Genomic DNA, 25,251 nt, shown 5'->3' on the forward strand with positions numbered 1-25,251 from the left:
GATTGACAATGGCAGTAGCATTGACGAAAGAAAACTTTGCAACTAGCGTACAAAACGGCGTTTCTTTGGTAGACTTCTGGGCACCTTGGTGCGGACCTTGCAAAATGCAGCTTCCTATCGTGGAGGAGCTTGCAACTGAACTGGAAGGCCAAGCAGTAATCGCAAAAATCAACGTTGACGAAGAGCCAGAATTGGCTTCGCAATTTGGCGTAATGAGTATCCCTACGCTGATTCTGTTCAAAGATGGTCAACCTGTTGACAAAATGGTTGGCGTACAACAAAAAGACGCTTTGAAAGCAAAAATTGCAGGTCAACTGTAAGTTTTGACTTGAAGTAATGAAAGACTGCTCTCTATGGTCAGCTGACCATGAAGAGCAGTCTTTTTTTTGTTCAGTCAAATTTATGGGACTAGGGCGCAACTTCCTGAGCAGCAGCAGCGTCTATTTAGCTGATTAACAAGAATGGAAAAGCATGGGAGGTTATTTATGGTGATGAATCATCGTAAGAAGCTCGTTACTCTTGCTGCAGCGGTTATGCTGACGAGCACTATGCCTGCGGCGGCTTTTGCTGAAAGCGTTGACAAACCGGCTGTGTCTGCTGTGTCAGGAGATGCTGCTGCACCCAATGTAAGCGCAGTTGCCCCTGTAGATGTGAAAGTGTCCAAAGAAAAAGCAGAGTCATTGGCTCGGCAATTGGTAAGTATACCTAAAGACTATACCCTGCAAGGTGCCTCGTTATCGACCGATACGCTGGCAAGCGGTAAACGTAGTGTATGGGGAATGGATTTCGTCTACAAGGTGAATGGCAAAAGCAAGGGCAGCATCTACGTCCGGCTTAATGCCGATAGCGGCCAGCTTCTTGATTACAGCGCCTATCTCGATAACCCAAGTGCTAAACCTACGTATCCCTTGAAAGTAGAGCGGGACAAAGCGCAGCAAATTGCTTATTCCTTCTTGTCTACTGTTGCGGCAACGTATAAGGATCAAGTGAAATATAATCCGGAATACGGTGCTCAATCGCTGCCACCGCTAACTGGAGAAGTGCGGCATACACTGCGGTTTGACCGGATGGTAGGCGATATTCCGTACGTCGATAACTACATTGAACTAGATGTAGATAGTGAGGGGCATGTTCTTCGTTATTCCCTGCAGTGGGATGATACGATTAAATTCCCTAAGGTTGATGTAAAGCTGACGGCGGATGAAGCGAAAACAAAGCTCATCGAGCAGGCAAAGCCAGAACTTAGATATATCATCCCTTACAATGTACAAGGACCACGTAATCCAGTACTAAGCTATGATATGGGTGCCTTTGCGATTGATGCTGCAACGGGTAAGGAAGTGCAAAGCGGTTATGTGAATTCAGATCAGGTGTCGGAAACCCCGTTATCTGATAAACCACTTGGCGATGCTCCTGCTGCTTCTAATATTACAGAGGACCAAGCGAAGAAAGCGGTATTGGCGGCTTTCACGCTTCCAGCAAATGCAGAATTCAGCAGCTCCAGCTATTCCGAGAATACGGATGAGTCTTCCGGTGTCGCTTCTGCAAACTGGCGTCTGGATTGGGAGCTGAAGAACGGCAAGGAAAGTATAGGTTCTGCTTCCGCAACAGTAGACAGTCGGACTGGTGTAGTCAGCAGCTTCTACTTCTATGAGTATAATAATAAGTCCACCAATACAAAGCCTGCGCTGTCCTATGATCAAACAGAGGCTAAGGCAATTGAAGCGGTGAAAAAACAGCTTCCTTGGGTAGCGGATGAGCTTTATATTGTGAAACGGGATAAGTCGCAATATAATCCGGACAAGGTACAGAATATCGACTCTTATTACTTTAACTTTGTACACAAGGTAAACGGTGCAATAACCGATTATGACAATGTGAACATTACAATTGATGCGAACACAGGTGTTGTACGCAGCTATGATGCAAGTATCAATCCTTACAAGTATCCGGAGACCGCACCAAAAGTCATAACGCCAGCTCAAGCGATTGAGAAGTGGATGACATACTACCGGACGGAATTGACGTATTATTTGACGCAAAATTATGTCTATCAGGGACAGCCGATCCCCGTTCAAAAATATAATCTTATGGTGGCTTCCGGTGAAATCCAGCCAACGGATGTTGAATCTAATAACGCTGCGCAGCTGATCTACCGCCTTGTGCCGCGTCAGCTTGATGAATCCATCTTCCTAGATGCTGTATCTGGAGATTGGCGGAACCGCGAGACAGGCGACAAGACACAGCTGGAGAAGCCTAAAGCAACGGATATTGACGGTCACTGGGCACAACGTCAGTTGGAACTGATGGTTGCCTATAAGGCGCTTGATGTGAAGGACGGAAAGGTTCGTCCGAATGAGATCGTCACTCGCGGAGAGCTCATTAAGATGCTCGTGCTTGCGATGAACAGTGGAAGATCGCCAATTATGTACGAGAGTGCTGATTCTGCAACTAGTGCTTCTTTTAATGATGTAGGCAAGCAAAGTCAGTACTACGTCTACATCGAAAGTGCGCTTCAGCAGAACCTAATTGATATCGGAGACGGCTCCTTTAATCCAGATGGCAAGGTTGACCGTGAAGAAATGGCGGAACTGATCGTACGTGCCCTTGGCTACAACTCGCTGGCGAACTATGATGAATTGTTCAACATTAACTTCAAGGATGCGGCTAAGTTTGAGAACAAAGGTCAGGCGGCTATTGTTGTAGGCTTGAAGATCATGACGCTGTCAAACGGCAGCTTCCTGCCCGATAAGCAAGTATCGCGAGCAGAAGCATCTGTTGCCTTCTTCCGCTTCCTTCAAACGAGAGCGGAGCTGCAAGAAGCGCCATTGCGTAATTAAGTAAGTCACTAAACGCTAAGAAGCCCCCGTTTGGCCCAGCGGCCAAGCGGGGGTTTTATGTTGTGTGATGCAGCCGAAATTAGTCCGTTTTTTTATTCTTGGAGGAGAAGTTTGTGACGGACTTCGCATCCTCGATTGTATCATTGACAAATGCCATATCTTGGTTCTTTGCCTTCATGGCCGTTGTCCCTTTATAATTGCCTTTGTGGCTTTGATTTTCCATCGCTTTAGTTCCACCTCCTTGTTCCTTGTTAGTATGGGCGTGAGGAGCGATAGACATGCAATCGGGTTAGACAACATAAGGGGTGCAGAATATGGTTAAGAAGGCGGCAGTATACAAGTATGTGGTGTTCATCTTGTTCCTTTTGTTCACCATGCTTGTCGTTTATGCAAGTAATGAAGTGTTGTTCCGTAATGGTGATCCGGATACAACGACCAAATTCCTGTTTGTTTTATTTGCAATAACATTTGCTTTTGGCGCAAGTCTCCACATGCTCCGCAACGGTGAATTTGGAATTCGTGTGAAGGATACGCAGTTTACGCTGCTTCTGTCGATTGTCATTGTTGTTTTGAATTATGTAGCGGCAGTCAATTACGGCAAGCTGTATACGAGTGCAGATGGCACGATCGAAACGGCTATCCGCATTATTTTGGATGATAAGAATGAAGCCATTATTAATGTTCTTGCAGGTTATTTGTTTGGGTTGTCCTTTGTGAAGAAATCGCAATAGAATGTTTTTGGTGAAATAACGTCGTGACGCAGTAGGCTAACATGCTATACGGTCCAGACTCCTTCTACATATGCTGATGGCATGAAACTATGCCAGGCGGTGGAGAAATGGGCGAGCAGATAGTGACGAGCATCATTCTTGTTACTCGGGGCGGGCTTGATTATACACGATCATGCGTAGAAAGCATCAGAAGGCATACAGCGGCAGGAAGCTACGAATTGATTCTTGTCGATAATGGATCAGATGATGGGACAGCTGCTTGGGCGAAAGAAGAGCAGAATATCCATGTCATCGAGAATAGTTATAATGCAGGTTTTCCAAAAGGCTGTAATCAAGGGGCGGCTGCTGCTTCAGGTGAGCTGATCCTGCTGTTAAACAATGATACCCTCGTTACACCGGGCTGGCTGGACGGTTTGAAGCGAGGGTTGTTTAGTGATTCTTCCGTTGGAGCAGTAGGGCCCGTGACGAATTCGGCTTATTACTGGACGCAGATTCCAAGCGATTATACTACACTTGAGGAATTGGATCAGTTCTCGGAATCGGTTCGACAGTCTGGCGGCGGAACTCCCCTGGAAGAGCGGCTGAAGCTGATTGGTTTTTGTATGCTGCTGCGGAGGGAAGCTTTTGAAGCAGTTGGCGGGATGGATGAGCGATTTGGGATCGGCAATTATGAGGATGATGATTTGTCGCTGCGCCTGCGGCTTCTCGGATATAAGCTGCTGCTCTGCAAGGATACGTTTATCCACCATTATGGAAGCGTTAGCTTTAAGTCCGATACGACTTCGTATTTACAGCTGTTTGCCCGGAATAATCAAGTGTTCAAAGAGAAATGGGGATTTGCTTCCGCCGATGCCCTTACGATCCATGTGGATATGCTGGCTTTGCTGGATCGGGAAGTACCGTCCGTTCTGGTCGGTGGTGGGAATGGCGACGAGGTGAAGCTTCTTGAGATCGGCTGTGGCTGCGGGGCCACCTTAATCAGTTTAAAGCATCGTTTCCCTGATGCGGCATTGTACGGAGTGGAGAAAAATGAACATGCTGCCAAGGTGGCTAAGGCGGTTGGTATCACGGTGTTTGCCGCTGAGGAGCCGGCGAAGTGGGGTTTTCCCGATGGGAGCCTCGACGGTATCCTTGTTGGAGATGCACATGTATGCGGCAAACCGGAGGTGATGCTGCAGTTGAAGCGTCTGCTGAAGCCAAACGGCTGGCTGATGGGCACTTTCCTGAACCGTCATTATTATCCGTTTATGCTTCGCTACCTGCAGCCGGATAATGGGCATGCTCAGCATCAGTCATCCTATCTCTATTCCATCGAACAGATAAAGGAGCTTTATACGGCTGCAGGCTTTGCTAACGTATCGACGCTGCTGATCGATGACGGGAAGGAAGGTCGGCCGGGCTCTGATATTAGCAGCGAGGATTTCAGTTTCCTGGAACGATTAACGAATGGGCAGAACCCAGTGAAGGGCCGCCTGACGTCGAGCAGTATTATTACGCTTGGGCAAAACGGAGCCGTAAGGCTGGAGGAGTTTGTCGACGAAGCTGTAGCCACCGTAAAAAAAGCAGGGTTCCAAGAACTCACGGTTGTGGCGGCTATAAGCGAGGAGCATGCGCTTCCGGTTGCTGCGGTGCCTGATCAACTGCTGAAAGAGCAGAATGATGTTGTTTTCAGCGGTGAACGATTAGTGATTAATAGTCAGGTGAAGGAACAGTATACGGACGTCTATGAGGAGCATTTATACCGCTACGAGCTGGCATGCAAGTATGTGGCAGGATTGCGAGTCCTTGATGCAGCTTGTGGAGCTGGCTATGGATCGGCGCTCTTGAAGCGTGCTGGTGCTTCTGAAGTGGTTGGTGTTGATGTAGACCATCATTCCATCGAGCTTGCAAAGCGGGATTATGGCGGGGAGGGCATTCATTTTGAGACAGGAGATGTCCTGAAGCTGCCTTTTGCCGATGAAACGTTTGATGCTGTTATATCCTTTGAAACGATTGAGCATGTGGAGAAGGGAGCAGCATGGATGCGTGAATCAGCCCGTGTGCTTAAACCAGGCGGGTTGTTTATTGTATCAACGCCAAATCGTTCGGTGACGAATCCCCCGCTTTACTTCGAAGAGCAGCCGTTTAACGAATATCACCGTTTCGAATACCGCACGTCTGAGCTCGTTGGTGATTTGCTGCTTGATTATGATATTGAAGCGATGTTTGGGCAAAACCCGATTGATGATTCGAGGCTCTTGTCCATGAACTGGCTGCGGGAAAAGGTAGGGCTGCCCCTTGGCAGAGCAAGCCAGCATTTGATTACGGCCAGCGGCCATGAACCACTTTCGCTTCATCTGTTCAAAAGCTGCGACCCGATGTACGTCATCGCGGTATGCCGCAAAAAGTCTAGCTGACGGAAAGTGGGAATAACAGCAAAGACCCATTTTTGGAAGATCGAACATCATTGTACAGGGCTTTTATTGTAGGCGGGCATCGGGTATAATGACGTGAGATTGTTACTTCGGAAAATGGGGTGTCTTAACGCATGGCTTTGAAAGCTGGTGTCGTGGGTCTGCCGAACGTAGGTAAGTCCACTTTATTTAATGCAATTACGCAAGCGGGCGCGGAGTCTGCTAACTATCCATTCTGTACAATCGACCCTAACGTAGGTGTCGTAGAAGTGCCAGACTACCGTCTGGACAAATTGACAGAATTGGTACAGCCGAACAAAACAGTTCCAACAGCATTCGAATTTGTTGATATTGCCGGCCTTGTAGCAGGCGCGAGCAAGGGCGAAGGCCTTGGCAACAAGTTCCTTGCTCATATCCGTGAGGTTGACGCGATCGTTCACGTTGTTCGCTGCTTCGAAGACGAGAACATTACGCATGTGAACGGTAAAATCGATCCACTGGGCGATATCCAGACGATTAACCTGGAGCTCATTCTGGCGGATATCGACTCTGTTGAGAAGAAAATCGATCGTTCCCGTAAAAACCTGAAGGGCGGCGACAAAAAAATCGCGCTTGAGGTAGACGTACTGGAACGTGTCAAAGATGCGCTATACAACGATCAGCCAGCACGTAGTGTTGAACTGTCCGATGACGAAAAGCAGATTATCCGTGATCTTCATCTGCTCACGATGAAGCCGGTGCTGTATGCAGCAAACGTAGCTGAGTCGGAAGTGGCTGATACAGATAACAACAAGTTTGTACAGATCGTTCGTGAATTCGCTGCTGCTGAAGGTGCACAAGTCGTGCCAATCAGCGCGAAGGTAGAAGAAGAGATCGCTGAGCTGGAAGGCGAAGACAAAGCGATGTTCCTCGAAGAGCTTGGCCTTCAGGAATCTGGCCTTAACCGTCTGATTAATGCAGCTTACAAACTGCTTGGTCTGTACACTTACTTCACAGCAGGCGTGCAAGAAGTTCGTGCCTGGACGATCCGCAAAGGTATGAAAGCTCCGCAAGCTGCGGGCGTTATTCATACTGACTTTGAGCGCGGCTTCATTCGTGCTGAAGTTGTATCGTTCGACGATCTGGCTGCTGCCGGTACAATGAACGTTGCAAAAGAAAGAGGCCAACTGCGCCTCGAAGGCAAAGAGTATGTCGTGCAGGACGGCGACGTTATGCATTTCCGCTTCAACGTCTAATAGCAACAGAAATGAACGGTATTGTTCTCTTTAGGAGAGCAATACCGTTTTGCTCTGTTCATATGAATTCAGCCCCACTTCGTTCCTGCCTAGCTCTAACGAGTCATGCATGGAGTTTATTTTAGGCATACAATGGAGGGAAGCTGAAGAATAGGAGTATGATCGGAATTATGAATACGAATCTACATACCTTACACAAACGTATAGGAGCAGCCTTTTTGCTGCTTCTCTTATTTGTCCTTGCGGGGGCGCCGCAAGCCTTCGCACATGCTACGCTGGAGAAGACGGTTCCGGCTGCAAATGCCAAGCTTGCGCAGTCTCCGCCTTTTGTTGAGCTTTCTTTTAACGAGGCGGTGGAGCCAGGAGCAGGATCTGTTGAGGTGGTCGACTCCCAGTCGAATAAAATAAAAACGGATCAACCAGCGCTTGAGAATGGCGGGACAACACTTAAGCTCCCGTTGCCATCCCTTGCGGAAGGTGTCTATTCCGTCTCCTACCATATCATCTCAGAAGACGGGCATCCGGTCAGCGGTTCTTATGTATTTGTTGTGGGCAATCCGCCGAACTGGAAGGATGCAGAGACTTTTGCTGCTAACACGAATACGTCAAAAGGCATGCAGCAAAACTTGCTGTATGTGGTACGTGTTCTTTATTATGCAGCGCTGCTGATGGCAGCTGGCACGACGTTATGGCAGGCTTTTATCCGTAAGCCAAGCGAGTCATTACAGTCGGCCTTTAAGCTGTTGTCAGTGATCGGACTGCGGGCACTTCTTGTGACTGTACTATTGCATATTTTCCTGCAGGTCAATGAGCTGATGAAAGGGCAGCCTATCTCAGCGTGGGGTAAGATGTTTACGAACACAACAACTGGCCGGGCATGGCTGGAGCTTATTGTTCTGGCACTTCTCGGATTTGTTGCACAGCGCTTTAATGAACGGTTTGTTCGTCTGCTCTGGGTAGTTCTGCTGTTTGGCGTAGAAAGTCTGATCGGCCATCCGGCGGCAAATGATCCGAAGGCTCTTACGATCGCGTTCGACTTCATTCATTTGCTGGCATCCGCGGTGTGGGCAGGCGGCCTGGCTGTTCTCTTGTACGTCTGGTACACCGATCGGAAGGAAGCGGGTAGGTTTGGCGCAAGCTTTTCGCAGGGGGCATTAATATCCCTTGCTGTGCTTGTGGTCAGCGGAGTTACGATGACGCTGCTCTTCCTGCCTAAGCTGTCTTATTTGTGGCTCACTACTTGGGGAGGACTGCTGACAGTTAAAACGGTCCTCGTTATCGCCGTGCTTGTGACAGGCACCATGCTTCGCATTCGGATGAAGCGCAGCGGGTTTCCAGCAGGTACGCTGCTTAAGGCTGATCTGGTTCTGATGGCGTGTATCGTGGCGATTGCTGCGGTGTTTACGTATATGAGCCCGCTGCCTGCCAATGAGCCGTATAACTATCATCAAATGGGCGACGATATGCATGTAACGTTCAACGTATCGCCTAACGTGCCGGGCAGTGACAATACGATAACCCTGCAAGTGTGGCTGCCGGAGAAAATCGGAGAGCCGAAGTCAGTTGTGTTAAGACTGCGCTCGGACAGCCGTGAAGATGCACCAATCGATGTGCCGCTGGAGCGTGTGGACGAGGATGCGTATGATTCGTTCCCAGGTTATAAGAGAGCTGCTTATCGTGCTGAGGGAACGTTTCTGCCTTATGCGGGGAAATGGACGGCTGAAATTCGCGTCATGGATCAAGAGGACAATGAAATCGTTAGAGAAACACAGTTCCGCAATTATTAGTCCATGCAGTCACATATTCGTCATATCCGGGTAGCCCTTTCGAGTCATGTCATTCTGCATGCATGATCTTATACTGAGAAGCAAGCAGAGAACGAGACAGACAGACAAGACGAGGGAAATAGAGAGGGATGTGTGATGATGAATAAGATGAAAAAATGGGTGATTGCAGCTGCGATGGCGGTTAGCTTGATGATGTTTGCTGGTATTGCCAGTGCCCATGTAACCGTTCAACCGCCTACTGTGCCGGCGAATTCGTATCAGGTGTTCGCAGTGCGTGTACCAAGTGAAACTAAAGGTGTTAATACCGTAAAAGTGAAAGTGAACATAGCAGACGGTGCGGTTGTATCACGGGTTGAGCCAAAGCCAGGCTGGACGAGTGAATTGGAGAAAAATGCTGATGGTGTTGTAACCAGCATTACTTGGACGGCAGAAGACAAAGGGCTCAGCGAAACGGATTTCACGGAATTCCGCATGAGCGGCAAGGTTAACGAGAATGCTACGCAATTGGTATGGAAAGCTTACCAAACGTACAGCGATAATAAGGTTGTAGAATGGGTTGGCGCAGATGGCTCTGATAAGCCGGCTTCTGTAACGACTGTAACGGCAGCAACAGCTGAAGGCGACGGCCACGGCCACGGCGCTGCTGCAGCTGCGGATGACACGAAGGACTCGGGTTCCGATTCTGATTCAGCACTTCCGCTTACCTTGTCGATTATCGCAGTGGTACTTGGAGCTGCGGCAGTTGTTCTGGCAGCAAGAAAAAATAAGAAATAAAAAAGTAGAGGGGCTCCGTTTTCCTTAGGGATAGCGCGGAGTCCTTTTCTCACGACTTAGGCAAATACACCAGTCGAAAATACAGGTCTAATGTGCTATAATGACTGTTACAAGGTGAAACGGCTTCGCTGTCTTATGGCAGGTGCGCGTTTCATTCATTTTAAAATGGGAACTATAGAGGTGAATCATTGTGTTGGACCGTTTACAAGCGCTCGCAGACCGTTACGAGAAGTTAAGTGAACTGTTGTGCGATCCGGATGTAGCAAGTGATCCGAAGCGCCTGCGGGAGTATTCCAAGGAGCAATCGGATTTACAAGTGGCTTATGAAGCCTTCACAGAATATAAGCAAGTGTCGGAGCAGCTCGAGGATGCGAAAGTGATGCAAGGCGAGAAGCTCGACGACGAAATGCGCGAAATGGTTAAGATGGAGATTGATGAGCTTTCCACGCGCAAGGCAGAATTGGATGAGAAGATTCGCATCGTTCTTCTGCCTAAGGACCCTAACGATGACAAGAACGTTATCGTTGAGATCCGCGGCGCTGCAGGCGGTGACGAAGCGGCATTGTTCGCTTACGAGTTGTATCGGATGTATACGAAGTTTGCAGATGCGCAAGGCTGGCGCTGCGAACTGATGGATTTGAACGAAAATGATCTGGGCGGCTTTAAAGAGGTAATCTTCATGATTACCGGTAAAGGCGCATACAGCAAAATGAAATATGAGAGCGGCGCACACCGTGTACAACGTATTCCAGTAACGGAATCCGGCGGCCGTATTCATACGTCGACTTCAACCGTATCGGTTATGCCGGAGGTTGAAGAAGTCGAAGTTGAAATTCTCGATAAAGATATTCGGGTTGATACCTTCTGCTCCAGTGGTGCAGGTGGTCAGTCCGTAAATACAACGAAATCAGCGGTTCGTGTTCTTCACGTGCCTACTGGTATCATGGCGACTTGCCAAGACGGCAAATCGCAAAATGAGAACAAAGCGAAGGCGCTTCAAGTTCTTCGTGCCCGTATCTCAGATGTTCGCCGTCAAGAAGAAGAGGCGAAATATGCTGGTGAGCGGAAACTTAAAGTTGGTACAGGTGACCGAAGCGAGCGTATCCGTACGTATAACTTCCCGCAAAGCCGTGTGACAGACCATCGTATTGGTCTTACTCTGCATAAGCTGGATTCTGTTATGAACGGCGATATGGAAGAGATCGTGTCTTCCCTTACGATTGCTGAACAAGCAGAATTGATGGAGAGAGAGCTGAACTAATAACAGCCTGCGAGGAAATGAGTATCCTAGAGATACTTATTTCGTTGGAGTGCCTAATGAAGGGACGCTATAGAGATGAGTGATCATAAGAACGAACAGGCGTTTTTTGAGCCGTCGTTTTCAATTAGGGAAGCCTGCATGCAGGCTTCTTCGTTTTTGCAGGGGCTTGGCGTTATGGAGCCGCGCTCGAATGTGGAGCGGCTGCTTATGCATCTGCTTGGCCTGGAGCGGTCCAAGCTGCTGCTTGTATGGAGCGAACCGTTCCCGGCTGAGCATGCCGAGGAATGGGTGAAGCTGATCCGCCGTAAGGCGGCTGGGGAGCCGGTGCAGTATATCATTGGCGAGGAATGGTTCTATGGTCGGCCGTTTAGGGTAACGCCGGCTACGCTTATTCCACGGCCCGAGACGGAGCTGCTCGTCGAGGCCGTGCTTGAGGCGGCCGATCGTCTGTGGCCGCCTGATGGTGAAGCTGCGCCGACGGTCGTCGACGTCGGCACAGGCACTGGCGCCATCGGCGTGACGCTTGCTTCGCAGCGTCCGCGCTGGCGCGTCTGCGCTTCCGATCTGTCGCCGGACGCGCTTGCTGTCGCCCGCACGAATGCGGCCCGCCATGAGGCGGCGGGCCGCATGGCATTCGTGCAGGGCGACCTGCTGGCGCCGTTTGCGCAGCACGGCGCCGCAGGAGCACCCGATGCGGATGACGTCCGCATCGATGTGCTTGTGTCCAATCCGCCGTATATCCCGGCGGATGATCTCGCGGGCCTCCAGCCCGAGGTGCGCGACTTTGAGCCGCGCCTCGCGCTGGATGGCGGAGCGGACGGGCTGGATCCGTACCGCCGCATGGTGGAGCAGCTGCCGGCTCTCGCGCAGCTGCCGCGTATTGTCGCCTTTGAGCTTGGCATGGGCCAAGCTCACGACGTAGCCGCGCTGCTGCGGGATGTCGGCGAATGGGACGACATTCGCATCATTACCGACTATGGCGGCATCGAGCGCCATGTCATTGCCATTCGTACAAGCGGGGATAGTCAGCCCGCTTATTAATCAAACACGCTGCTCATCGTCTCATTGACGAGGGGCAGCGTGTTTTTTTGTTTGGTCAATGATGTAATAAGACCCTCCGAAGGTCTTATTGCGCCCGCTCGGTCTTATATGACATCCAATAAGACCCTGAGAGGGTCTAATTCTGCCTCTACATCCTAAATATCCGCCTGATTCCCTGGCCTTTGTTACAAATAAGACCCCCAGAGGGCTTTATTGCACCGGTTTGCTCTTGAAATAGCTCCAATAAGACCCTGCGAGGGTCTTATCTACTCGAAACGAACCTCGTCCCAGTCCGAATCGCCACCCCACCATGCCATCGTCGCAAAGTAAGGTCCCCCAGGGACCCCTCAGGGACCTTAACTCGTCCGCCCCCGCCCGAATCGCCACCCACCATGCCATCGCCGCAAAGTTAAGGTCCCCCAGGGACCTAAAAAGCCAACCTAGCTACTCTTTTCACATAGTTAAGGCCCTTCAGGTACCTTAACTCGTCCGCCCCGCCCAAATCCGTCACCCCACCATGCCATCACCGCAAAGTTAAGGTCCCCAGGGGCCTAAAAAGCCAACCTAGCTACTCATTTCAGAGAGTTAAGGCCCCTCAGAGACCCTAACTCGCTCGCCCCCGCCCGATCGCCACCCCACCATGCCATCGCCGTAAAGTTAAGGTCCCCCCAGGGACCCTAACTCGCTCGCCCCCGCCCGAATCGCCACCCCACCGTGCCATCGCCGCAAAGTTAAGGTCCCCCAGGGACCTTAAAAGCTAACCTAGCCACTCTTTTCACGCTGTTAGGATCCTTCAGGGACCTTAACTCGTCCGCCCCGCCCAAATCCGTCACCCCACCGTGCCATCACCGCAAAGTTAAGGTCCCCCAGGGACCTTAAAAGCCAACCTAGCTACTCTTTTCACGCTGTTAGGATCCCTCAGGGACCCTAACTCGTCCGCCCCGCCCAAATCCGTCACCCCACCATGCCATCACCGCAAAGTTAAGGTCCCCCAGGGACCTAAAAAGCCAAACTAGCTACTCATTTCAGAGAGTTAAGGCCCCTCAGGGACCTTAACTGGCCCGCATCCCCCGTGCATTCCCGCCCCTCCCATTCATGAAAACAAACTCTATCATTTTCATTTTCGCTGCTAGGTTTATAGAGTGGAGATCCCGGACATAATGACGGATAGATACGTTCCGGAACGCAAGCTGAGGCACTGACGGGTGCCATCGAGAGGAGCTTGTGTCATATGAACCGCACTAATTCCCTATTTTATTTCCGTAAATCTTATGGTTTGTTGATTATTGTATTATTTGTTCTGGTAATGAGCTGGGAGCAGCAACGTACAGATGCTGCAGTGGTAGATACCCTTATTCCGCAAGAATCCATTCGTCTTCGTATTCTCGCTAATTCGGACGCACCTGCTGATCAAGCGGTGAAACGTGTTGTTCGTGATGCTGTTGTTAAAGCGATGGACAGCTGGGTGACAGGTCCACAAACAATTGAACAAGCGCGCCAAACGGTGCATGATCATATGGGGGAAATTGAGGAGATTGTTGCTGAAGTGCTGACAAGCCGCGGGTTTGATTACTCGTATCATGCAGAGCTCGGCATGGTTCCGTTCCCTACCAAAATGTACAGCAATGAAGTATACCCTGCAGGCGACTATGAAGCTCTTCTGATTACACTTGGCGAAGGCCAAGGCCAAAACTGGTGGTGTGTATTGTTCCCGCCGCTTTGCTTCATCGACGCAGCAACAGGTGAAGCTGCAGCCGCTGATCCGGATGCTGACGCTGCGAAAGCAGAGACTGTTAAAACCGCTTCAGCCGATCAAAAGCAAGACAACAATGGGAAAGTTGAAAAAGCAGCTGACAGCAAAGCCGAAGTTTCCGCGCAGCAAGCAAAGGATGACCAAGGCCAAGGCGAAGCACCTGAAGCAAAGTTCTTCCTGTGGGAAATGATTCAACAGTTCATTCATTGGCTGAAAAGCCTGTTCTCATAATTCGCAAAATGGCGGCCCTCCACTCATGCATGCAAGCGCTGATGGAGGGCTGCTGCTCTGCAATTTAGAAGGCATATGCTATAATGGGGGCAGTAGATGAACTTTAATAGCAGGGATTGAAGGATAGAGATGACGACTACAAAAGTTTGGCAGGTAATGGACGGGAGTAATCCGGAGATGCTGGCCGAGCAATTAGAGGAAGCAGCGGCCCTTCTGCGCGCAGGTGAATTGGTTGCTTTTCCGACGGAAACGGTATACGGCCTTGGGGCCGATGCGCGTAATACGAAGGCGGTAGAGGCCATCTTCAAAGCAAAGGGGCGCCCTTCGGATAACCCGCTTATCGTGCATATTGCCGACGAACGGCAGCTAGATGAACTGGTACTCCCTTATCCAGAACTTGCCGGAAGACTGATGAAGCAGCTGTGGCCCGGGCCTCTGACGCTCGTGCTGCCGGTGCATCCTGAAGCGGTGTCACCTCTAGTAACAGCAGGGCTTTCCACTGTTGGTGTACGAATGCCGGATCATCCGGCAGCTCTTGCGCTCATACAGCAGTCTGGCTGTCCGGTGGCCGCACCAAGTGCCAACCGTTCAGGCCGCCCAAGTCCTACACTTGCAGAGCATGTACTGGAGGATCTTGGCGGTAAAATAAGCGGAGTTGTAGACGGCGGAGCAACTGGCGTTGGACTGGAATCAACGGTAATTGAGCTGCCGGATTCGAATACGATTCGTATCCTTCGTCCAGGAGGCATCACCGCAGAACAATTGCAGAATGCGGCACCAGAGGCCCGCATCGATGCGCTGGCTCCCACCACTTCCGAAGTGACCGAAGCGCCGCGGTCGCCAGGTATGAAATATACGCATTATGCTCCGCAGGGTGATCTCGTGATCGTTCAGGGTGATCGAGCCGAAGCAGTACGTTACATTCAGGAGCAAGTGAATGGAACAAGAGCAACAAAACTCAAGACAGGTGTCCTTACTTTCGATGAAAGAATAGCCGCCTTTGATGCCGATCTCGTGTTAACCTACGGAAGTGAGCATCATTTGGAACAGGCAGCGCACCGGCTTTATGCAGCACTTCGCCGATTTGATGCCGAAGGTGTGCAGCGTATTTGGGCGGAAGGCTGCTCAGAGGAAGGGATTGGACTTGCTCTTATGAACCGTCTGGCGAAAGCTGCCGGGCATCAAATCGTTCAGGTTTAGAGTAGTATGTTTGTCCCCTTGTCCGCATATCTTGGTTAAGAATGGATGTGGACATGGGGGCGATAGCGTGACAGATGCAACTTTACATGCTGGACAATTCGCGACACTGCTCATAATGGCGGTTGCGCTAGGCATGGATGCATTTTCGTTAGGGATTGGAATTGGACTTAAAGGGATTCGTCTTCGTGATGTGCTGCGGCTAAGTGCGATCATTGCACTGTTCCATGTCATTATGCCGCTGGCAGGGATGTACGCCGGGCATTTCGTCAGTGGTCTGCTTGGCGACGTGGCTACAATGGCGGCAGGAGTGTTGCTGCTGCTTTTGGGCGGGCATATGATTTACAGTGCGCTTAGGGGAGAGGCTGTTCATTCGATCGACTACCGTTCCTCGATTGGAACGTTTTTATTCGCGTTTAGCGTTAGTATCGATTCCTTTTCTGTTGGCGTAACACTTGGTATGTTTGCAGCAGATATCGTGCTGACTGTACTGCTATTTGGTTTTTTCGGCGGATTAATGTCCGTGGGTGGCCTCCTGCTTGGGCGCAGGGTGAGCCAAAACCTCGGTGGGTATGGTGAAGCGCTTGGCGGGGCGATTTTATTAATATTTGGACTGTTATTTATACTTTAAAAATAAGACAGATTAGCGACGCAGAAAGGGGAATGCAGCATGACACGCATCTTGTTTGTTTGTACCGGCAATACATGCCGATCCCCGATGGCAGAAGCTATGCTGAGAGCGATGGCAAAGCAGCAGGGCGTTCCGCTTGAGGTTCGTTCAGCGGGGGTGTCAACAATAGACGGGCTGCCGATCTCGGCTCATGCGGCTACAACGCTGCGAGGCAAAGCCGTTGAACCTCAAGGTTCTTCACGGGCGCTTAGCGGTGAACTTGTTGCTTGGGCAGACTTGATTCTGACCATGACATCGGGGCATAAACGAAATCTAATTAATTGGTTTCCTGAGGCGGTGGATAAAGCCTATACGCTTAAGGAATACGTCAATCAAGATACGGATGTACAGGCGGATATTGAGGAGTTAGAGCGTCTATTTACTGAGATGCATATGAAGCAGGTGCTGGGCCAGCAGCTGTCGACTGCAGAGCGGACACGACTCCTTGAGCTTGAACGCCGCATTCCAAGCTTTGATATTGCCGATCCTTTTGGCGGTACACTTAGCATGTATGAAAGCTGTGCTTCAGAGATTGAAGTGAGTTTGAAAACCTTGCTGAGGATGCTCAAAAAGGGATGAAATTCCATGCTGAAATTAGGCTGAATTTAGCCATTTAAGCGATTGATTTCTAACGATGAATCGGCTATCATGGAGGTAACAAAGACGGTTTCCGATGTAACTGGCGACGGAAGTGGGTAACCACGGTGGAGCATCGGAACATACGGCCGGTCGCCTGGGCAAAGAGCAGCATGCTATTGAGCATGTCATGCTCTTTTTTTCGTCTTTTCTACGGAATTTAGGTATAATAAGTCCGTATGATTCGACAAACAGATACTTATTTTGCTAACGACGCTGCAAAATAACAGGAGGGTTTACGTTGAAAATTGCAATTGGTGCAGATCATGCGGGTTACCGGTTGAAAGATGAAATCGTTCCGTTCCTTTTATCGCAAGGACATGAGATTGAAGATTTGGGCTGTGACTGCAATCAATCTGTTGATTATCCCGATTATGCACTGCCGGTAGCAGATAAAGTAGCAAGTGGTCAGGCTGACCGCGGCATTCTTATTTGCGGTACAGGCATTGGCATGTCGATTGCGGCTAATAAAGTGCCGGGTATTCGATGCGCTTTGGTGCATGACATGTTCTCGGCGCAGGCAACTCGCGAGCATAATGATACGAATGTACTTGCTATGGGCGAACGCATTATCGGCCCGGGCTTAGCACAGGAAATTGTCCGCATCTGGCTGGAAACGCCATTTTCGAATGGTGAGCGTCATGCAGGACGTGTTCAGAAAGTGAAGCAAATCGAACAGCAATATACTGTGCATCCTTAAGATCGATACGATATAGAAGGAGCGGTGCAGCATGAGCAATCACGAGGAATTAGCTTCAATTGCAAGTGATGTGGAGACGATTGTTCGAGAACTTGTTTCAGCCGGAGGGCTGAAAGCCGGACAACTGCTTGTTATCGGCACCAGTACAAGTGAAGTGCTGGGCCACCGTATCGGCACATCCGGAACGCTGGAGACGGCCGCACAGATTTATGCGGGAGTTGAAGCGGTACGGAGCGAGATTGGATTTTATCCTGTTTTTCAATGCTGTGAGCATTTGAATCGGGCACTTGTTCTCCCTCGTGAGGCTGCAGACAAATTTGGTCTGGACGAGGTTGCAGCGGTACCTGTTCCGAAAGCAGGCGGTTCGATGGCGGCGTATGCTTACCGGCACTTGCCGGAAGCTTGTCTGGTTGAAACGGTGGAAGCACATGCCGGTATCGATATCGGTGATACCTTCATCGGCATGCATCTCCGCCGGGTTGCCGTGCCAGTTAGACCTTCGATCAGGTCGATTGGTGCAGCTCATGTGACGATGGCTTTTACAAGGCCTAAGCTCATTGGCGGAACCCGTGCAGTGTACACTTTGGAAGAGAGCGGCCTGGCGTCAGAGCAGACGTCGGGATCATGTGATTAATTTTAATTTGGGAGGCTTTTCACAATGACAATGGAAAACTTACGTAACCAAGATCCTGAAGTATTAAAGGCAATGGGCCTTGAACTGCAACGCCAACGCGATAACATCGAGCTGATCGCATCCGAGAACATCGTTAGCGAAGCGGTTATCGAAGCATTGGGTTCGGTATTGACGAATAAATATGCAGAAGGCTACCCAGGCAAACGCTTCTACGGCGGCTGCGAGCATGTTGACATTGTGGAAGATATCGCACGTGATCGTGCAAAAGAAATTTTCGGTGCTGAGCATGCGAACGTACAACCACACTCCGGTGCACAAGCAAACATGGCGGTATACCTTGCTGTTCTGAAGCCTGGCGATACGGTACTTGGTATGAACCTGGCACACGGCGGTCACTTGACGCACGGCAGCCCGGTTAATGCATCTGGTCTTTTGTACAACTTTGTAGCTTATGGCGTAGACGAAGAAACTTTCACAATCAACTATGAGGAAGTGCGTAAAGCGGCATTCAAACACCGTCCTCGCCTGATCGTAGCTGGCGCGAGTGCATACCCTCGTACAATCGACTTCGAAAAAATGGGCAAAATCGCTGAAGACGTAGGCGCATTGTTCATGGTTGATATGGCACATATCGCAGGTCTTGTGGCAGCTGGTCTGCACCCAAGCCCAGTGCCTCACGCACACTTTGTAACAACAACAACACACAAAACGCTTCGTGGTCCTCGCGGCGGTATGATTCTGTGTCGTCAACCTTGGGCAGCAGCAATCGATAAAGCGGTATTCCCTGGTTCGCAAGGCGGCCCATTGATGCATGTTATTGCAGCTAAAGCTGTTGCATTCGGCGAAGTTCTTCAACCGTCATGGAAAGAATATGCACAACAAGTTATTAATAACGCAAAAGTATTGTCCGAGACGCTGATCTCCGAAGGCATCAACATCGTATCCGGCGGTACTGACAACCACTTGATGCTGGTTGATACTCGCAGCCTTAACATCACAGGTAAAGCTGCTGAGCATGTGCTTGATTCGATCGGTATTACAGCGAACAAGAACGCAATTCCATTTGATCCAACAAGCCCGTTCATTACAAGCGGTATCCGTCTTGGTACTCCAGCTGCAACTTCCCGCGGCATGGATGAGAAAGCAATGAAAGTCATTGGCGAAGTGATCGCGATGACGCTGAAAAATCCTAATGACGAAGCCGTACTGGCGAAAGCGACTGGCATGGTTCGTGATTTGACAGCTCAATACCCGCTTTACCCGAACATGAAATACTAATTTTATTTGTTTCTTCAAAGACTGCCCTTCAGGTCATCCTTGACCTGAAGGGCAGTCTTTTTTTTATGGTGAATTAACCCTTTGCGATTGCAGCATCCTATAGGAGGCAGGTATTAAGCTTCTACATGAATCGTCAATATTCGACAATTTACGAAATGTAATTTCTGGGGAGTGACAAAACATAAATAAATATTGTATATTTATCTACGGTATATTAAATTAACATTAATATTGTGCTAATTCGGCGTGAACATATGTAAACAGGACGGAATGAACAAACGTTCACTGATATTTTTTCAGTTAAACGCATGAATTTTCAAATTGTTTAATTATGTAATGTCAAATTATTACAATATAAAAAGACAGGGTTTACATCAGGGGAGGAAAATTTATGTTGAAGAAGAAGCATGGCTTTACATTGATCTCCGTGTTGCTGGCACTGGCTCTCGTAGCTGTCGGCTGTACACCTAAGGAAGAGTCCGGAAGCAGCGAAGCACCTGTATTCCGCATGAACCTTGCAACTGAACCGCCATCTCTTGACCCGGCACAAGTTCAAGACCAAGTATCTGCAACTGTTGTAAACGGTTTGTACGAAGGACTTACTCGTAAAGACGAGAAGGGTGACGTTGTTCCTGGCGTGGCTAAGGAATGGAAAATTTCCGATGACGGCAAAACGTATACCTTTACCATTCGCGATGATGCGAAATGGAGCAACGGTGACGCTGTAACAGCAGGCGACTTCGAGTACGCGTGGAAACGCGCCCTTGATCCAAACCTGAAACCAGCAGCATCTGCATATGCATACCAGTTGTACTACATCAAAAACGCTGAAGCTTACAACACTGGCGCTGACGGTGTAACGGCTGACGATGTAGCAGTAAAAGCAATTGACGAGCACACGCTGCAAGTTGAGCTGAACTCGCCAACTCCTTACTTCCTGGGCCTGATGTCCTTCACAGTCTTCTTCCCGGTTCACCAATCGGCGAAAGATAACGAAGCATGGGCAACTGATGTTTCGACTATGATCACTAACGGTTCGTTCAAAATGAGCGAGTGGAAAAAGAACAACTCCATTACACTCGTGAAAGACGACAACTACTATGCAAAAGACGATGTGAAGCTTACGAAAGTTGTCTTCTCTGAAGTTAACGATTCGAATACTGAGCTGAGCATGTACCAAACTGGCGAGCTTGACTTCGCTGGTATGCCTACGGGTCTGATCCCGAATGAACAATTCCCAACGCTGAAGAAAAACAACGCGGATGAGTTCAAAGTTCAAGGCAGCGCAAGCATCTACTACTACCTGTTCAATACAACGCTTAAACCATACAGCAATGTAAAAGTACGTGAAGCGCTTTCGATGGCGATCAACCGTCAAGATATCGTTGACAACGTAACAAAAGGCGGTCAAACGCCAGCATACGGTATCGTTCCTCCTGGTATTAAAGGTGAGAAAGACGACTTCCGTACGGAACACCCGGATTCTGCATACTTCAAAGAAGACATTGCAGAAGCGAAGAAATTGCTTGCTGAAGGTCTGGCAGAAGAAGGCCTGACTGCAATGCCTACTGTTAAGCTGACTTACAACACAAACGAACTGCACCAAGCGGTTGCTGAAGCAATTGCTGAAATGTGGAGCAAAAACCTCGGTATCAAAACCGAAGTTAGCAAGCAAGAATGGGGCGTATTCCTCGACAACCGTAACCACCTGAACTATGATGTGGCACGCGGCGGTTGGGGCGCTGACTACAATGACCCTATGACGTTCATCGATCTGTTCTCGTCGAAGAGCGGTAACAACAACACAGGCTTTGCAAAACCTGAGTATGACGCTCTGATCAAAGAAGCATACAGCACAGACGATCAAGCTAAACGTATGGCTGCTATGTCCAAAGCGGAAGAAATGGTAGTTGGTACAGACCGTGCGATTATGCCGATCTACTACTACAGCACTGTTTACATGATCAAGCCTGGATTCAAAGGCATCTTTATCGATTACAAAGGCGACATTGATTACAATCGCGGAGATTACGAAGCGAAATAATTAACTGCTCGTTACGGAATGCGGGATATATGCGGCCATTGAGACTGCATATATCCCCTTTCACTTTTTACTTTCGTAAGTTAAAGGATTTTAATTTTTGAAAGCTTTTGCTTACGTAGTAATGAATCATCGCAATAGCTCTAATAGCTGTTTGGGTGATAATTTTTTTTAGGAGGTGCCATAGCGTTTGGTTCGTTACGTTCTTCAGAAACTGTTGTTCATGCTCGTTTCGATCTTCGTGCTGGCTTCGGCCACTTTTTTTCTGATGAAGGCCATTCCGGGCAACCCTTTTCAAAGTGAGAAAAATATTCCTGCTGCCATCCAAGAGCGCTTGAATGAGGAATATGGACTTAATGATCCGCTGGGCGTTCAATATTTGCATTACATGAACAACCTGATTCACTTTGACCTTGGAACGTCCATGAAGCAACAGTATGTTACCGTTATTGACATTATTAAGACCGGATTTATTTACTCGCTTCAAATCGGTATATTCGCCATTATCGTGGCGGTTGCAGCAGGTGTGCTGTTCGGTTTGATTGCTGCGCTTAACCACCGCAAGTTTCTTGATGGCTTTACGATTTTGATTGCCGTAATTGGCGTATCGATTCCGAACTTCGTTGTTGCTACAGGCTTACAGTGGATATTTGGCGTCAAATTGCGTGTGCTAGACGTAGCAGGCTTGAATGACCCGACTGACTTTATTATGCCTGTACTTGCATTGTCGTTCCTTCCGGCTGCATTTATCGCGCGTCTTGTACGTTCAAGCATGCTCGAGGTACTTAGTGCCGATTATATGAAGACAGCCCGTGCGAAAGGCTTGTCCGGCCGTGTTATCCTGGTTCGCCATGCCCTTCGTAATGCGATCCTGCCGGTAGTTACTTATATTGGTCCGATGACGGCGAACATTATTACAGGCTCTGTCGTAATCGAGCAAATTTTCGGTATCGGCGGCTTGGGTAAATTTTTCGTCAACAGTATTACGAACCGCGACTACACGCTCATTATGGGCCTGACGCTGTTCTATGCTGTCATCCTTATGCTGGCGCGTTTCCTTACGGATATCGCTTATGGCTTTGTAGATCCACGTATTAAACTAAGTCGCGGGAAGGGGGGCTAATAGATGAAGGAACAAACACTTACACCTAGTGATTTCGAGAAGCTGAGCCAAGACGAGAAGCAAGGCGAGATCGTTGTCCGAGAGAGTATTTCTGCTTGGAAGGACGCTTGGCTGCGCCTGAAAACAAACCGTATGGCGATGATCAGCCTTTGGATATTAGCCTTTATCATCCTCGTGACGATCTTTGGCCAATTGATTGCGACACATGATTATAGGACGCAGGATCTTCAATCAACTAACATGGCTCCTTCCTCGGACCATTGGTTCGGAACGGATAGTCTTGGACGTGATATGTTTTCAAGAACTTGGATGGGTTCAGGTATTTCCCTTCAAGTTGGTATTTACGCCGCTCTTGTTGACCTTGTTGTTGGTGTTATTATGGGCGGGATTATGGGTTATTTCGGCGGTAAAGTCGATGAAATTCTGAACCGTTTCTGTGAAATTTTATACTCGATTCCAAGCTTGCTCGTCGTTATCCTGCTTATCGTTGTTATGGAACCGAGCATGTTTACCATTATCGTAGCTTTAAGTATTACCGGCTGGATTAATATGGCGTGGATCGTCCGCGGTCAAATTATGCAGCTGAAAAATCAAGAGTATGTCCTGGCGGCACGTTCCCTTGGTGCAGGTCCGTCACGTATTTTACTTAAGCATCTGATCCCTAATGCGATGGGCCCGATTATCGTTACGATTACGATGACGGTGCCAAACGCAATTTTCGCGGAAGCATTCTTGAGCTTCCTTGGCCTTGGCGTTCAATCGCCGGCCGCGTCTCTTGGTACTTTGATTAATGACGCCATTAAGGCGATGACTGTATATCCTTGGCGGATGCTGTTCCCGGCAACGCTGATCAGCTTGACCATGCTTTGCTTTAATATTTTCGGTGACGGCCTGCGTGACGCACTTGATCCGAAGATGAAAAAGTAGGAGGTGCAACAATGGAACGTTTGCTCGAAGTGAATGATCTTCGTGTTAATTTCAAGGTTCGCGGCGGTACTGTACAAGCGGTACGCGGTGTTAACTTTCATATAAATAAAGGCGAAGCAGTAGCAATCGTTGGTGAGTCCGGCTGTGGTAAATCCGTAACTGCTCAAACGCTGATGCGCCTTATCCCAAGCCCGCCTGCGATGACAAGCGGTTCGATTATGTTCAAAGGGCAAGAAATTTTGTCCAAGACGGCCAAAGAGATGGAGAACATCCGCGGTAAAGAGATGGGTATGATCTTCCAGGATCCGATGACCTCGCTTAACCCAACGCTTACAATTGGCCGTCAGATTACAGAAGGTCTTATCAAGCATCAGAACATGAGCGCTTCGGCTGCTCGTGCCCGTGCAATTGAAATGCTAAGTCTCGTTGGTATTCCAAACCCTGCAGCACGCTTTAATCAATACCCGCATGAGTTCTCTGGTGGTATGCGTCAGCGTGGCATGATTGCCATCGCGCTTGCATGTAACCCTTCGCTTCTTATTGCGGATGAGCCAACAACAGCGCTTGATGTTACGATTCAGGCGCAAATCCTGCGCGTGATGAAAGATCTGCAGGAACGTATGGGTACATCGATCATCCTGATTACGCATGACCTTGGCGTTGTAGCGGATATTTGCGACCGCGTTATTGTTATGTATGCAGGTAAAGTTGTTGAGAGCGGCACGAAATGGGAGATCTTCAAAAATCCGAAGCATCCTTATACAAAAGGTCTGCTTCGTTCTGTGCCTCGTCTTGACCAGAGAAAAGATGAGCCGCTTATTCCGATCTTTGGTACACCGCCGGATCTGATCAAGCCGCCGGCTGGCTGCAGCTTCTGCGCGCGTTGCGATGAAGCGATGCGTGTCTGCATTGACAATGATCCGGAGCTTCTGCCGGTAGACGGTAATGAGTCACATACTTCGGCCTGCTGGATGGCACATCCGTACGCGAAGCCTGCGAAACAGGAGGTATCCGTATGAGTGAGCCGTTAGTAAAGGTTAATAATTTGCGCAAGTTCTTTAACTTGGGCGGAGGCAATATTCTGAAGGCGGTCAACGAGATCGACTTCTCCATCGCAAAAGGCGAGACGGTTGGTGTCGTTGGCGAATCCGGTTGCGGTAAGTCGACAGCAGGACGTACGATCTTGCGTTTGTACGAGCCAACCAGCGGCAGTGTCACGTTTAACGGTGAAGATATCTACAAACTGAAAGGCGCTAAGCTCAAGCAGATGCGCCGCGATATGCAGATGATTTTCCAGGATCCGTACGCATCACTTAACCCACGGATGACGATTACCGATGTAATCGGTGAGGCGCTTGATATTCATGGTTTGGCAGCAAGCCGTGCAGAGCGTAAACGGAGAGTTGAGGATCTTCTTGATCTGGTAGGTCTAAATCCTGACCACGCTACCCGTTACCCGCATGAGTTCTCAGGCGGCCAGCGTCAGCGTATTGGTATTGCCCGTGCACTTGCAGTCGATCCGAAGTTTATTATCGCGGACGAGCCAATCTCGGCGCTTGACGTATCGATCCAAGCACAGGTCGTTAACCTGATGCAGGATTTGCAGCGCAAAATGGGCCTGACTTACTTGTTCATTGCCCATGACTTATCTATGGTTAAGCATATCAGTGACCGTGTTGCGGTAATGTATCTCGGCAAAATCGTTGAGCTTGCGGAAAGCAGCGAGCTGTACGGCAGCCCTGCACATCCGTATACGCGTGCCTTGCTGTCTGCGAACCCGATTCCGGATCCGGAAATTGAAGCAACCCGCGAGCGTATTGTGCTGGCCGGCGATTTGCCGAGCCCTATTAATCCCCCAGCAGGCTGTCAATTCCATACCCGCTGCCCGATGGCAACGGATAAATGTAAGACAGTAGAACCTAAGCTGGTAGAGGTGAAAAAGGGGCATTATGCTTCCTGTCACTACGCATCGGTATAATTTTACAGGGCGAAGCAGAAG

At 49.3% G+C, this 25,251-nt stretch carries 22 protein-coding genes and 1 riboswitch; of the genes, 21 read left to right on the forward strand and 1 reads right to left on the reverse strand.

Features of this window, described 5'->3' with window-relative positions:
• The first annotated feature begins 8 nt into the window (after window positions 1-8).
• Window positions 9-320, forward strand: coding sequence for a thioredoxin (trxA, locus tag AC0YNT_RS10100; protein ID WP_167281026.1), 312 nt, complete (start codon window positions 9-11; stop codon window positions 318-320).
• A gap of 165 nt (window positions 321-485) precedes the next feature.
• Window positions 486-2,840: an S-layer homology domain-containing protein gene (locus tag AC0YNT_RS10105; RefSeq protein ID WP_475804453.1), complete on the forward strand. Its 2,355-nt coding sequence runs from the start codon at window positions 486-488 to the stop codon at window positions 2,838-2,840.
• Between the two features lie 79 nt (window positions 2,841-2,919).
• Here AC0YNT_RS10105 and AC0YNT_RS10110 read toward each other — a convergent pair whose 3' ends face one another.
• Window positions 2,920-3,063 carry a hypothetical protein gene (locus AC0YNT_RS10110; protein ID WP_015847389.1) on the reverse strand — a complete coding sequence of 48 codons (144 nt, stop codon included), beginning with the start codon at window positions 3,061-3,063 and terminating at the stop codon, window positions 2,920-2,922.
• A gap of 91 nt (window positions 3,064-3,154) precedes the next feature.
• Here AC0YNT_RS10110 and AC0YNT_RS10115 point away from each other — a divergent pair, with 91 nt between their 5' ends.
• From AC0YNT_RS10115 to AC0YNT_RS10205, 19 genes are all read left to right on the forward strand, one after another.
• Window positions 3,155-3,571, forward strand: coding sequence for a hypothetical protein (locus tag AC0YNT_RS10115; protein WP_475804454.1), 417 nt, complete (start codon window positions 3,155-3,157; stop codon window positions 3,569-3,571).
• A 107-nt stretch (window positions 3,572-3,678) separates the two neighbouring features.
• The gene (locus AC0YNT_RS10120; RefSeq protein WP_475804455.1) at window positions 3,679-5,967 is read left to right on the forward strand and encodes a methyltransferase domain-containing protein; all 2,289 of its coding nucleotides are present in this window, start codon (window positions 3,679-3,681) and stop codon (window positions 5,965-5,967) included.
• Between the two features lie 131 nt (window positions 5,968-6,098).
• Window positions 6,099-7,199, forward strand: coding sequence for a redox-regulated ATPase YchF (ychF, locus tag AC0YNT_RS10125; protein ID WP_475804456.1), 1,101 nt, complete (start codon window positions 6,099-6,101; stop codon window positions 7,197-7,199).
• A gap of 170 nt (window positions 7,200-7,369) precedes the next feature.
• Window positions 7,370-8,986 (forward strand): copper resistance CopC/CopD family protein, encoded by a 1,617-nt coding sequence (locus tag AC0YNT_RS10130; RefSeq protein WP_475804457.1) that lies wholly within the window; start codon window positions 7,370-7,372, stop codon window positions 8,984-8,986.
• A 135-nt stretch (window positions 8,987-9,121) separates the two neighbouring features.
• The gene (locus tag AC0YNT_RS10135) at window positions 9,122-9,760 is read left to right on the forward strand and encodes a YcnI family copper-binding membrane protein (RefSeq protein ID WP_475804458.1); all 639 of its coding nucleotides are present in this window, start codon (window positions 9,122-9,124) and stop codon (window positions 9,758-9,760) included.
• Window positions 9,761-9,950: 190 nt separating this feature from the next.
• Window positions 9,951-11,021: a peptide chain release factor 1 gene (gene prfA / locus AC0YNT_RS10140; RefSeq protein WP_167281014.1), complete on the forward strand. Its 1,071-nt coding sequence runs from the start codon at window positions 9,951-9,953 to the stop codon at window positions 11,019-11,021.
• Between the two features lie 75 nt (window positions 11,022-11,096).
• Complete coding sequence (gene prmC / locus AC0YNT_RS10145; RefSeq protein WP_475804459.1) at window positions 11,097-12,062, forward strand: peptide chain release factor N(5)-glutamine methyltransferase; 966 nt, start codon at window positions 11,097-11,099, stop codon at window positions 12,060-12,062.
• Window positions 12,063-13,293: 1,231 nt separating this feature from the next.
• Complete coding sequence (spoIIR, locus tag AC0YNT_RS10150; RefSeq protein ID WP_475804460.1) at window positions 13,294-14,046, forward strand: stage II sporulation protein R; 753 nt, start codon at window positions 13,294-13,296, stop codon at window positions 14,044-14,046.
• A gap of 129 nt (window positions 14,047-14,175) precedes the next feature.
• Window positions 14,176-15,246 (forward strand): L-threonylcarbamoyladenylate synthase, encoded by a 1,071-nt coding sequence (locus AC0YNT_RS10155; protein ID WP_475804461.1) that lies wholly within the window; start codon window positions 14,176-14,178, stop codon window positions 15,244-15,246.
• Window positions 15,247-15,361: 115 nt separating this feature from the next.
• On the forward strand, window positions 15,362-15,874 hold the full coding sequence (locus AC0YNT_RS10160) for a manganese efflux pump MntP (RefSeq protein ID WP_475804561.1): 513 nt from the start codon (window positions 15,362-15,364) through the stop codon (window positions 15,872-15,874).
• A gap of 39 nt (window positions 15,875-15,913) precedes the next feature.
• Window positions 15,914-16,492 carry a low molecular weight protein arginine phosphatase gene (locus tag AC0YNT_RS10165; RefSeq protein ID WP_475804462.1) on the forward strand — a complete coding sequence of 193 codons (579 nt, stop codon included), beginning with the start codon at window positions 15,914-15,916 and terminating at the stop codon, window positions 16,490-16,492.
• A gap of 86 nt (window positions 16,493-16,578) precedes the next feature.
• Window positions 16,579-16,659, forward strand: a riboswitch (ZMP/ZTP riboswitch).
• A 131-nt stretch (window positions 16,660-16,790) separates the two neighbouring features.
• Window positions 16,791-17,249, forward strand: a complete 459-nt coding sequence (gene rpiB / locus AC0YNT_RS10170; protein WP_167281008.1) for a ribose 5-phosphate isomerase B — start codon at window positions 16,791-16,793, stop codon at window positions 17,247-17,249.
• Between the two features lie 31 nt (window positions 17,250-17,280).
• A complete protein-coding gene (locus tag AC0YNT_RS10175) occupies window positions 17,281-17,883 on the forward strand; it encodes a TIGR01440 family protein (protein ID WP_475804463.1) in 603 nt (200 codons plus the stop codon).
• A 30-nt stretch (window positions 17,884-17,913) separates the two neighbouring features.
• On the forward strand, window positions 17,914-19,161 hold the full coding sequence (locus AC0YNT_RS10180; protein ID WP_167281188.1) for a serine hydroxymethyltransferase: 1,248 nt from the start codon (window positions 17,914-17,916) through the stop codon (window positions 19,159-19,161).
• A gap of 391 nt (window positions 19,162-19,552) precedes the next feature.
• A complete protein-coding gene (locus tag AC0YNT_RS10185) occupies window positions 19,553-21,205 on the forward strand; it encodes a peptide ABC transporter substrate-binding protein (RefSeq protein ID WP_475804464.1) in 1,653 nt (550 codons plus the stop codon).
• Window positions 21,206-21,392: 187 nt separating this feature from the next.
• Complete coding sequence (locus tag AC0YNT_RS10190) at window positions 21,393-22,325, forward strand: ABC transporter permease (protein ID WP_167281005.1); 933 nt, start codon at window positions 21,393-21,395, stop codon at window positions 22,323-22,325.
• A gap of 3 nt (window positions 22,326-22,328) precedes the next feature.
• On the forward strand, window positions 22,329-23,252 hold the full coding sequence (locus tag AC0YNT_RS10195) for an ABC transporter permease (RefSeq protein WP_475804465.1): 924 nt from the start codon (window positions 22,329-22,331) through the stop codon (window positions 23,250-23,252).
• 11 nt (window positions 23,253-23,263) lie between these two features.
• Window positions 23,264-24,271 (forward strand): ABC transporter ATP-binding protein, encoded by a 1,008-nt coding sequence (locus AC0YNT_RS10200; protein ID WP_167281003.1) that lies wholly within the window; start codon window positions 23,264-23,266, stop codon window positions 24,269-24,271.
• Window positions 24,268-25,230 (forward strand): ABC transporter ATP-binding protein, encoded by a 963-nt coding sequence (locus tag AC0YNT_RS10205; protein WP_475804466.1) that lies wholly within the window; start codon window positions 24,268-24,270, stop codon window positions 25,228-25,230. Before AC0YNT_RS10200 ends, AC0YNT_RS10205 begins: the two co-directional genes overlap by 4 nt.
• The last annotated feature ends 21 nt before the right edge of the window (window positions 25,231-25,251 follow it).

The organism is Paenibacillus sp. J22R56 (assembly GCF_056269375.1).

Bases quoted from the DNA above. Each gene is read 5' to 3' on its own strand.
- ychF (WP_475804456.1), top strand. From the start codon at position 6,099: ATGGCTTTGAAAGCTGGTGTCGTGGGTCTGCCGAACGTAGGTAAGTCC.
- spoIIR (WP_475804460.1), top strand. From the start codon at position 13,294: ATGAACCGCACTAATTCCCTATTTTATTTCCGTAAATCTTATGGTTTG.
- prmC (WP_475804459.1), top strand. From the start codon at position 11,097: ATGAGTGATCATAAGAACGAACAGGCGTTTTTTGAGCCGTCGTTTTCA.
- AC0YNT_RS10185 (WP_475804464.1), top strand. From the start codon at position 19,553: ATGTTGAAGAAGAAGCATGGCTTTACATTGATCTCCGTGTTGCTGGCA.
- AC0YNT_RS10200 (WP_167281003.1), top strand. From the start codon at position 23,264: ATGGAACGTTTGCTCGAAGTGAATGATCTTCGTGTTAATTTCAAGGTT.
- AC0YNT_RS10175 (WP_475804463.1), top strand. From the start codon at position 17,281: ATGAGCAATCACGAGGAATTAGCTTCAATTGCAAGTGATGTGGAGACG.
- AC0YNT_RS10110 (WP_015847389.1), bottom strand. From the start codon at position 3,063: ATGGAAAATCAAAGCCACAAAGGCAATTATAAAGGGACAACGGCCATG.
- AC0YNT_RS10130 (WP_475804457.1), top strand. From the start codon at position 7,370: ATGAATACGAATCTACATACCTTACACAAACGTATAGGAGCAGCCTTT.
- AC0YNT_RS10155 (WP_475804461.1), top strand. From the start codon at position 14,176: ATGACGACTACAAAAGTTTGGCAGGTAATGGACGGGAGTAATCCGGAG.
- AC0YNT_RS10105 (WP_475804453.1), top strand. From the start codon at position 486: ATGGTGATGAATCATCGTAAGAAGCTCGTTACTCTTGCTGCAGCGGTT.
- AC0YNT_RS10195 (WP_475804465.1), top strand. From the start codon at position 22,329: ATGAAGGAACAAACACTTACACCTAGTGATTTCGAGAAGCTGAGCCAA.
- AC0YNT_RS10180 (WP_167281188.1), top strand. From the start codon at position 17,914: ATGGAAAACTTACGTAACCAAGATCCTGAAGTATTAAAGGCAATGGGC.
- trxA (WP_167281026.1), top strand. From the start codon at position 9: ATGGCAGTAGCATTGACGAAAGAAAACTTTGCAACTAGCGTACAAAAC.
- AC0YNT_RS10165 (WP_475804462.1), top strand. From the start codon at position 15,914: ATGACACGCATCTTGTTTGTTTGTACCGGCAATACATGCCGATCCCCG.
- AC0YNT_RS10160 (WP_475804561.1), top strand. From the start codon at position 15,362: ATGGCGGTTGCGCTAGGCATGGATGCATTTTCGTTAGGGATTGGAATT.
- AC0YNT_RS10205 (WP_475804466.1), top strand. From the start codon at position 24,268: ATGAGTGAGCCGTTAGTAAAGGTTAATAATTTGCGCAAGTTCTTTAAC.
- AC0YNT_RS10120 (WP_475804455.1), top strand. From the start codon at position 3,679: ATGGGCGAGCAGATAGTGACGAGCATCATTCTTGTTACTCGGGGCGGG.
- AC0YNT_RS10115 (WP_475804454.1), top strand. From the start codon at position 3,155: ATGGTTAAGAAGGCGGCAGTATACAAGTATGTGGTGTTCATCTTGTTC.
- AC0YNT_RS10135 (WP_475804458.1), top strand. From the start codon at position 9,122: ATGATGAATAAGATGAAAAAATGGGTGATTGCAGCTGCGATGGCGGTT.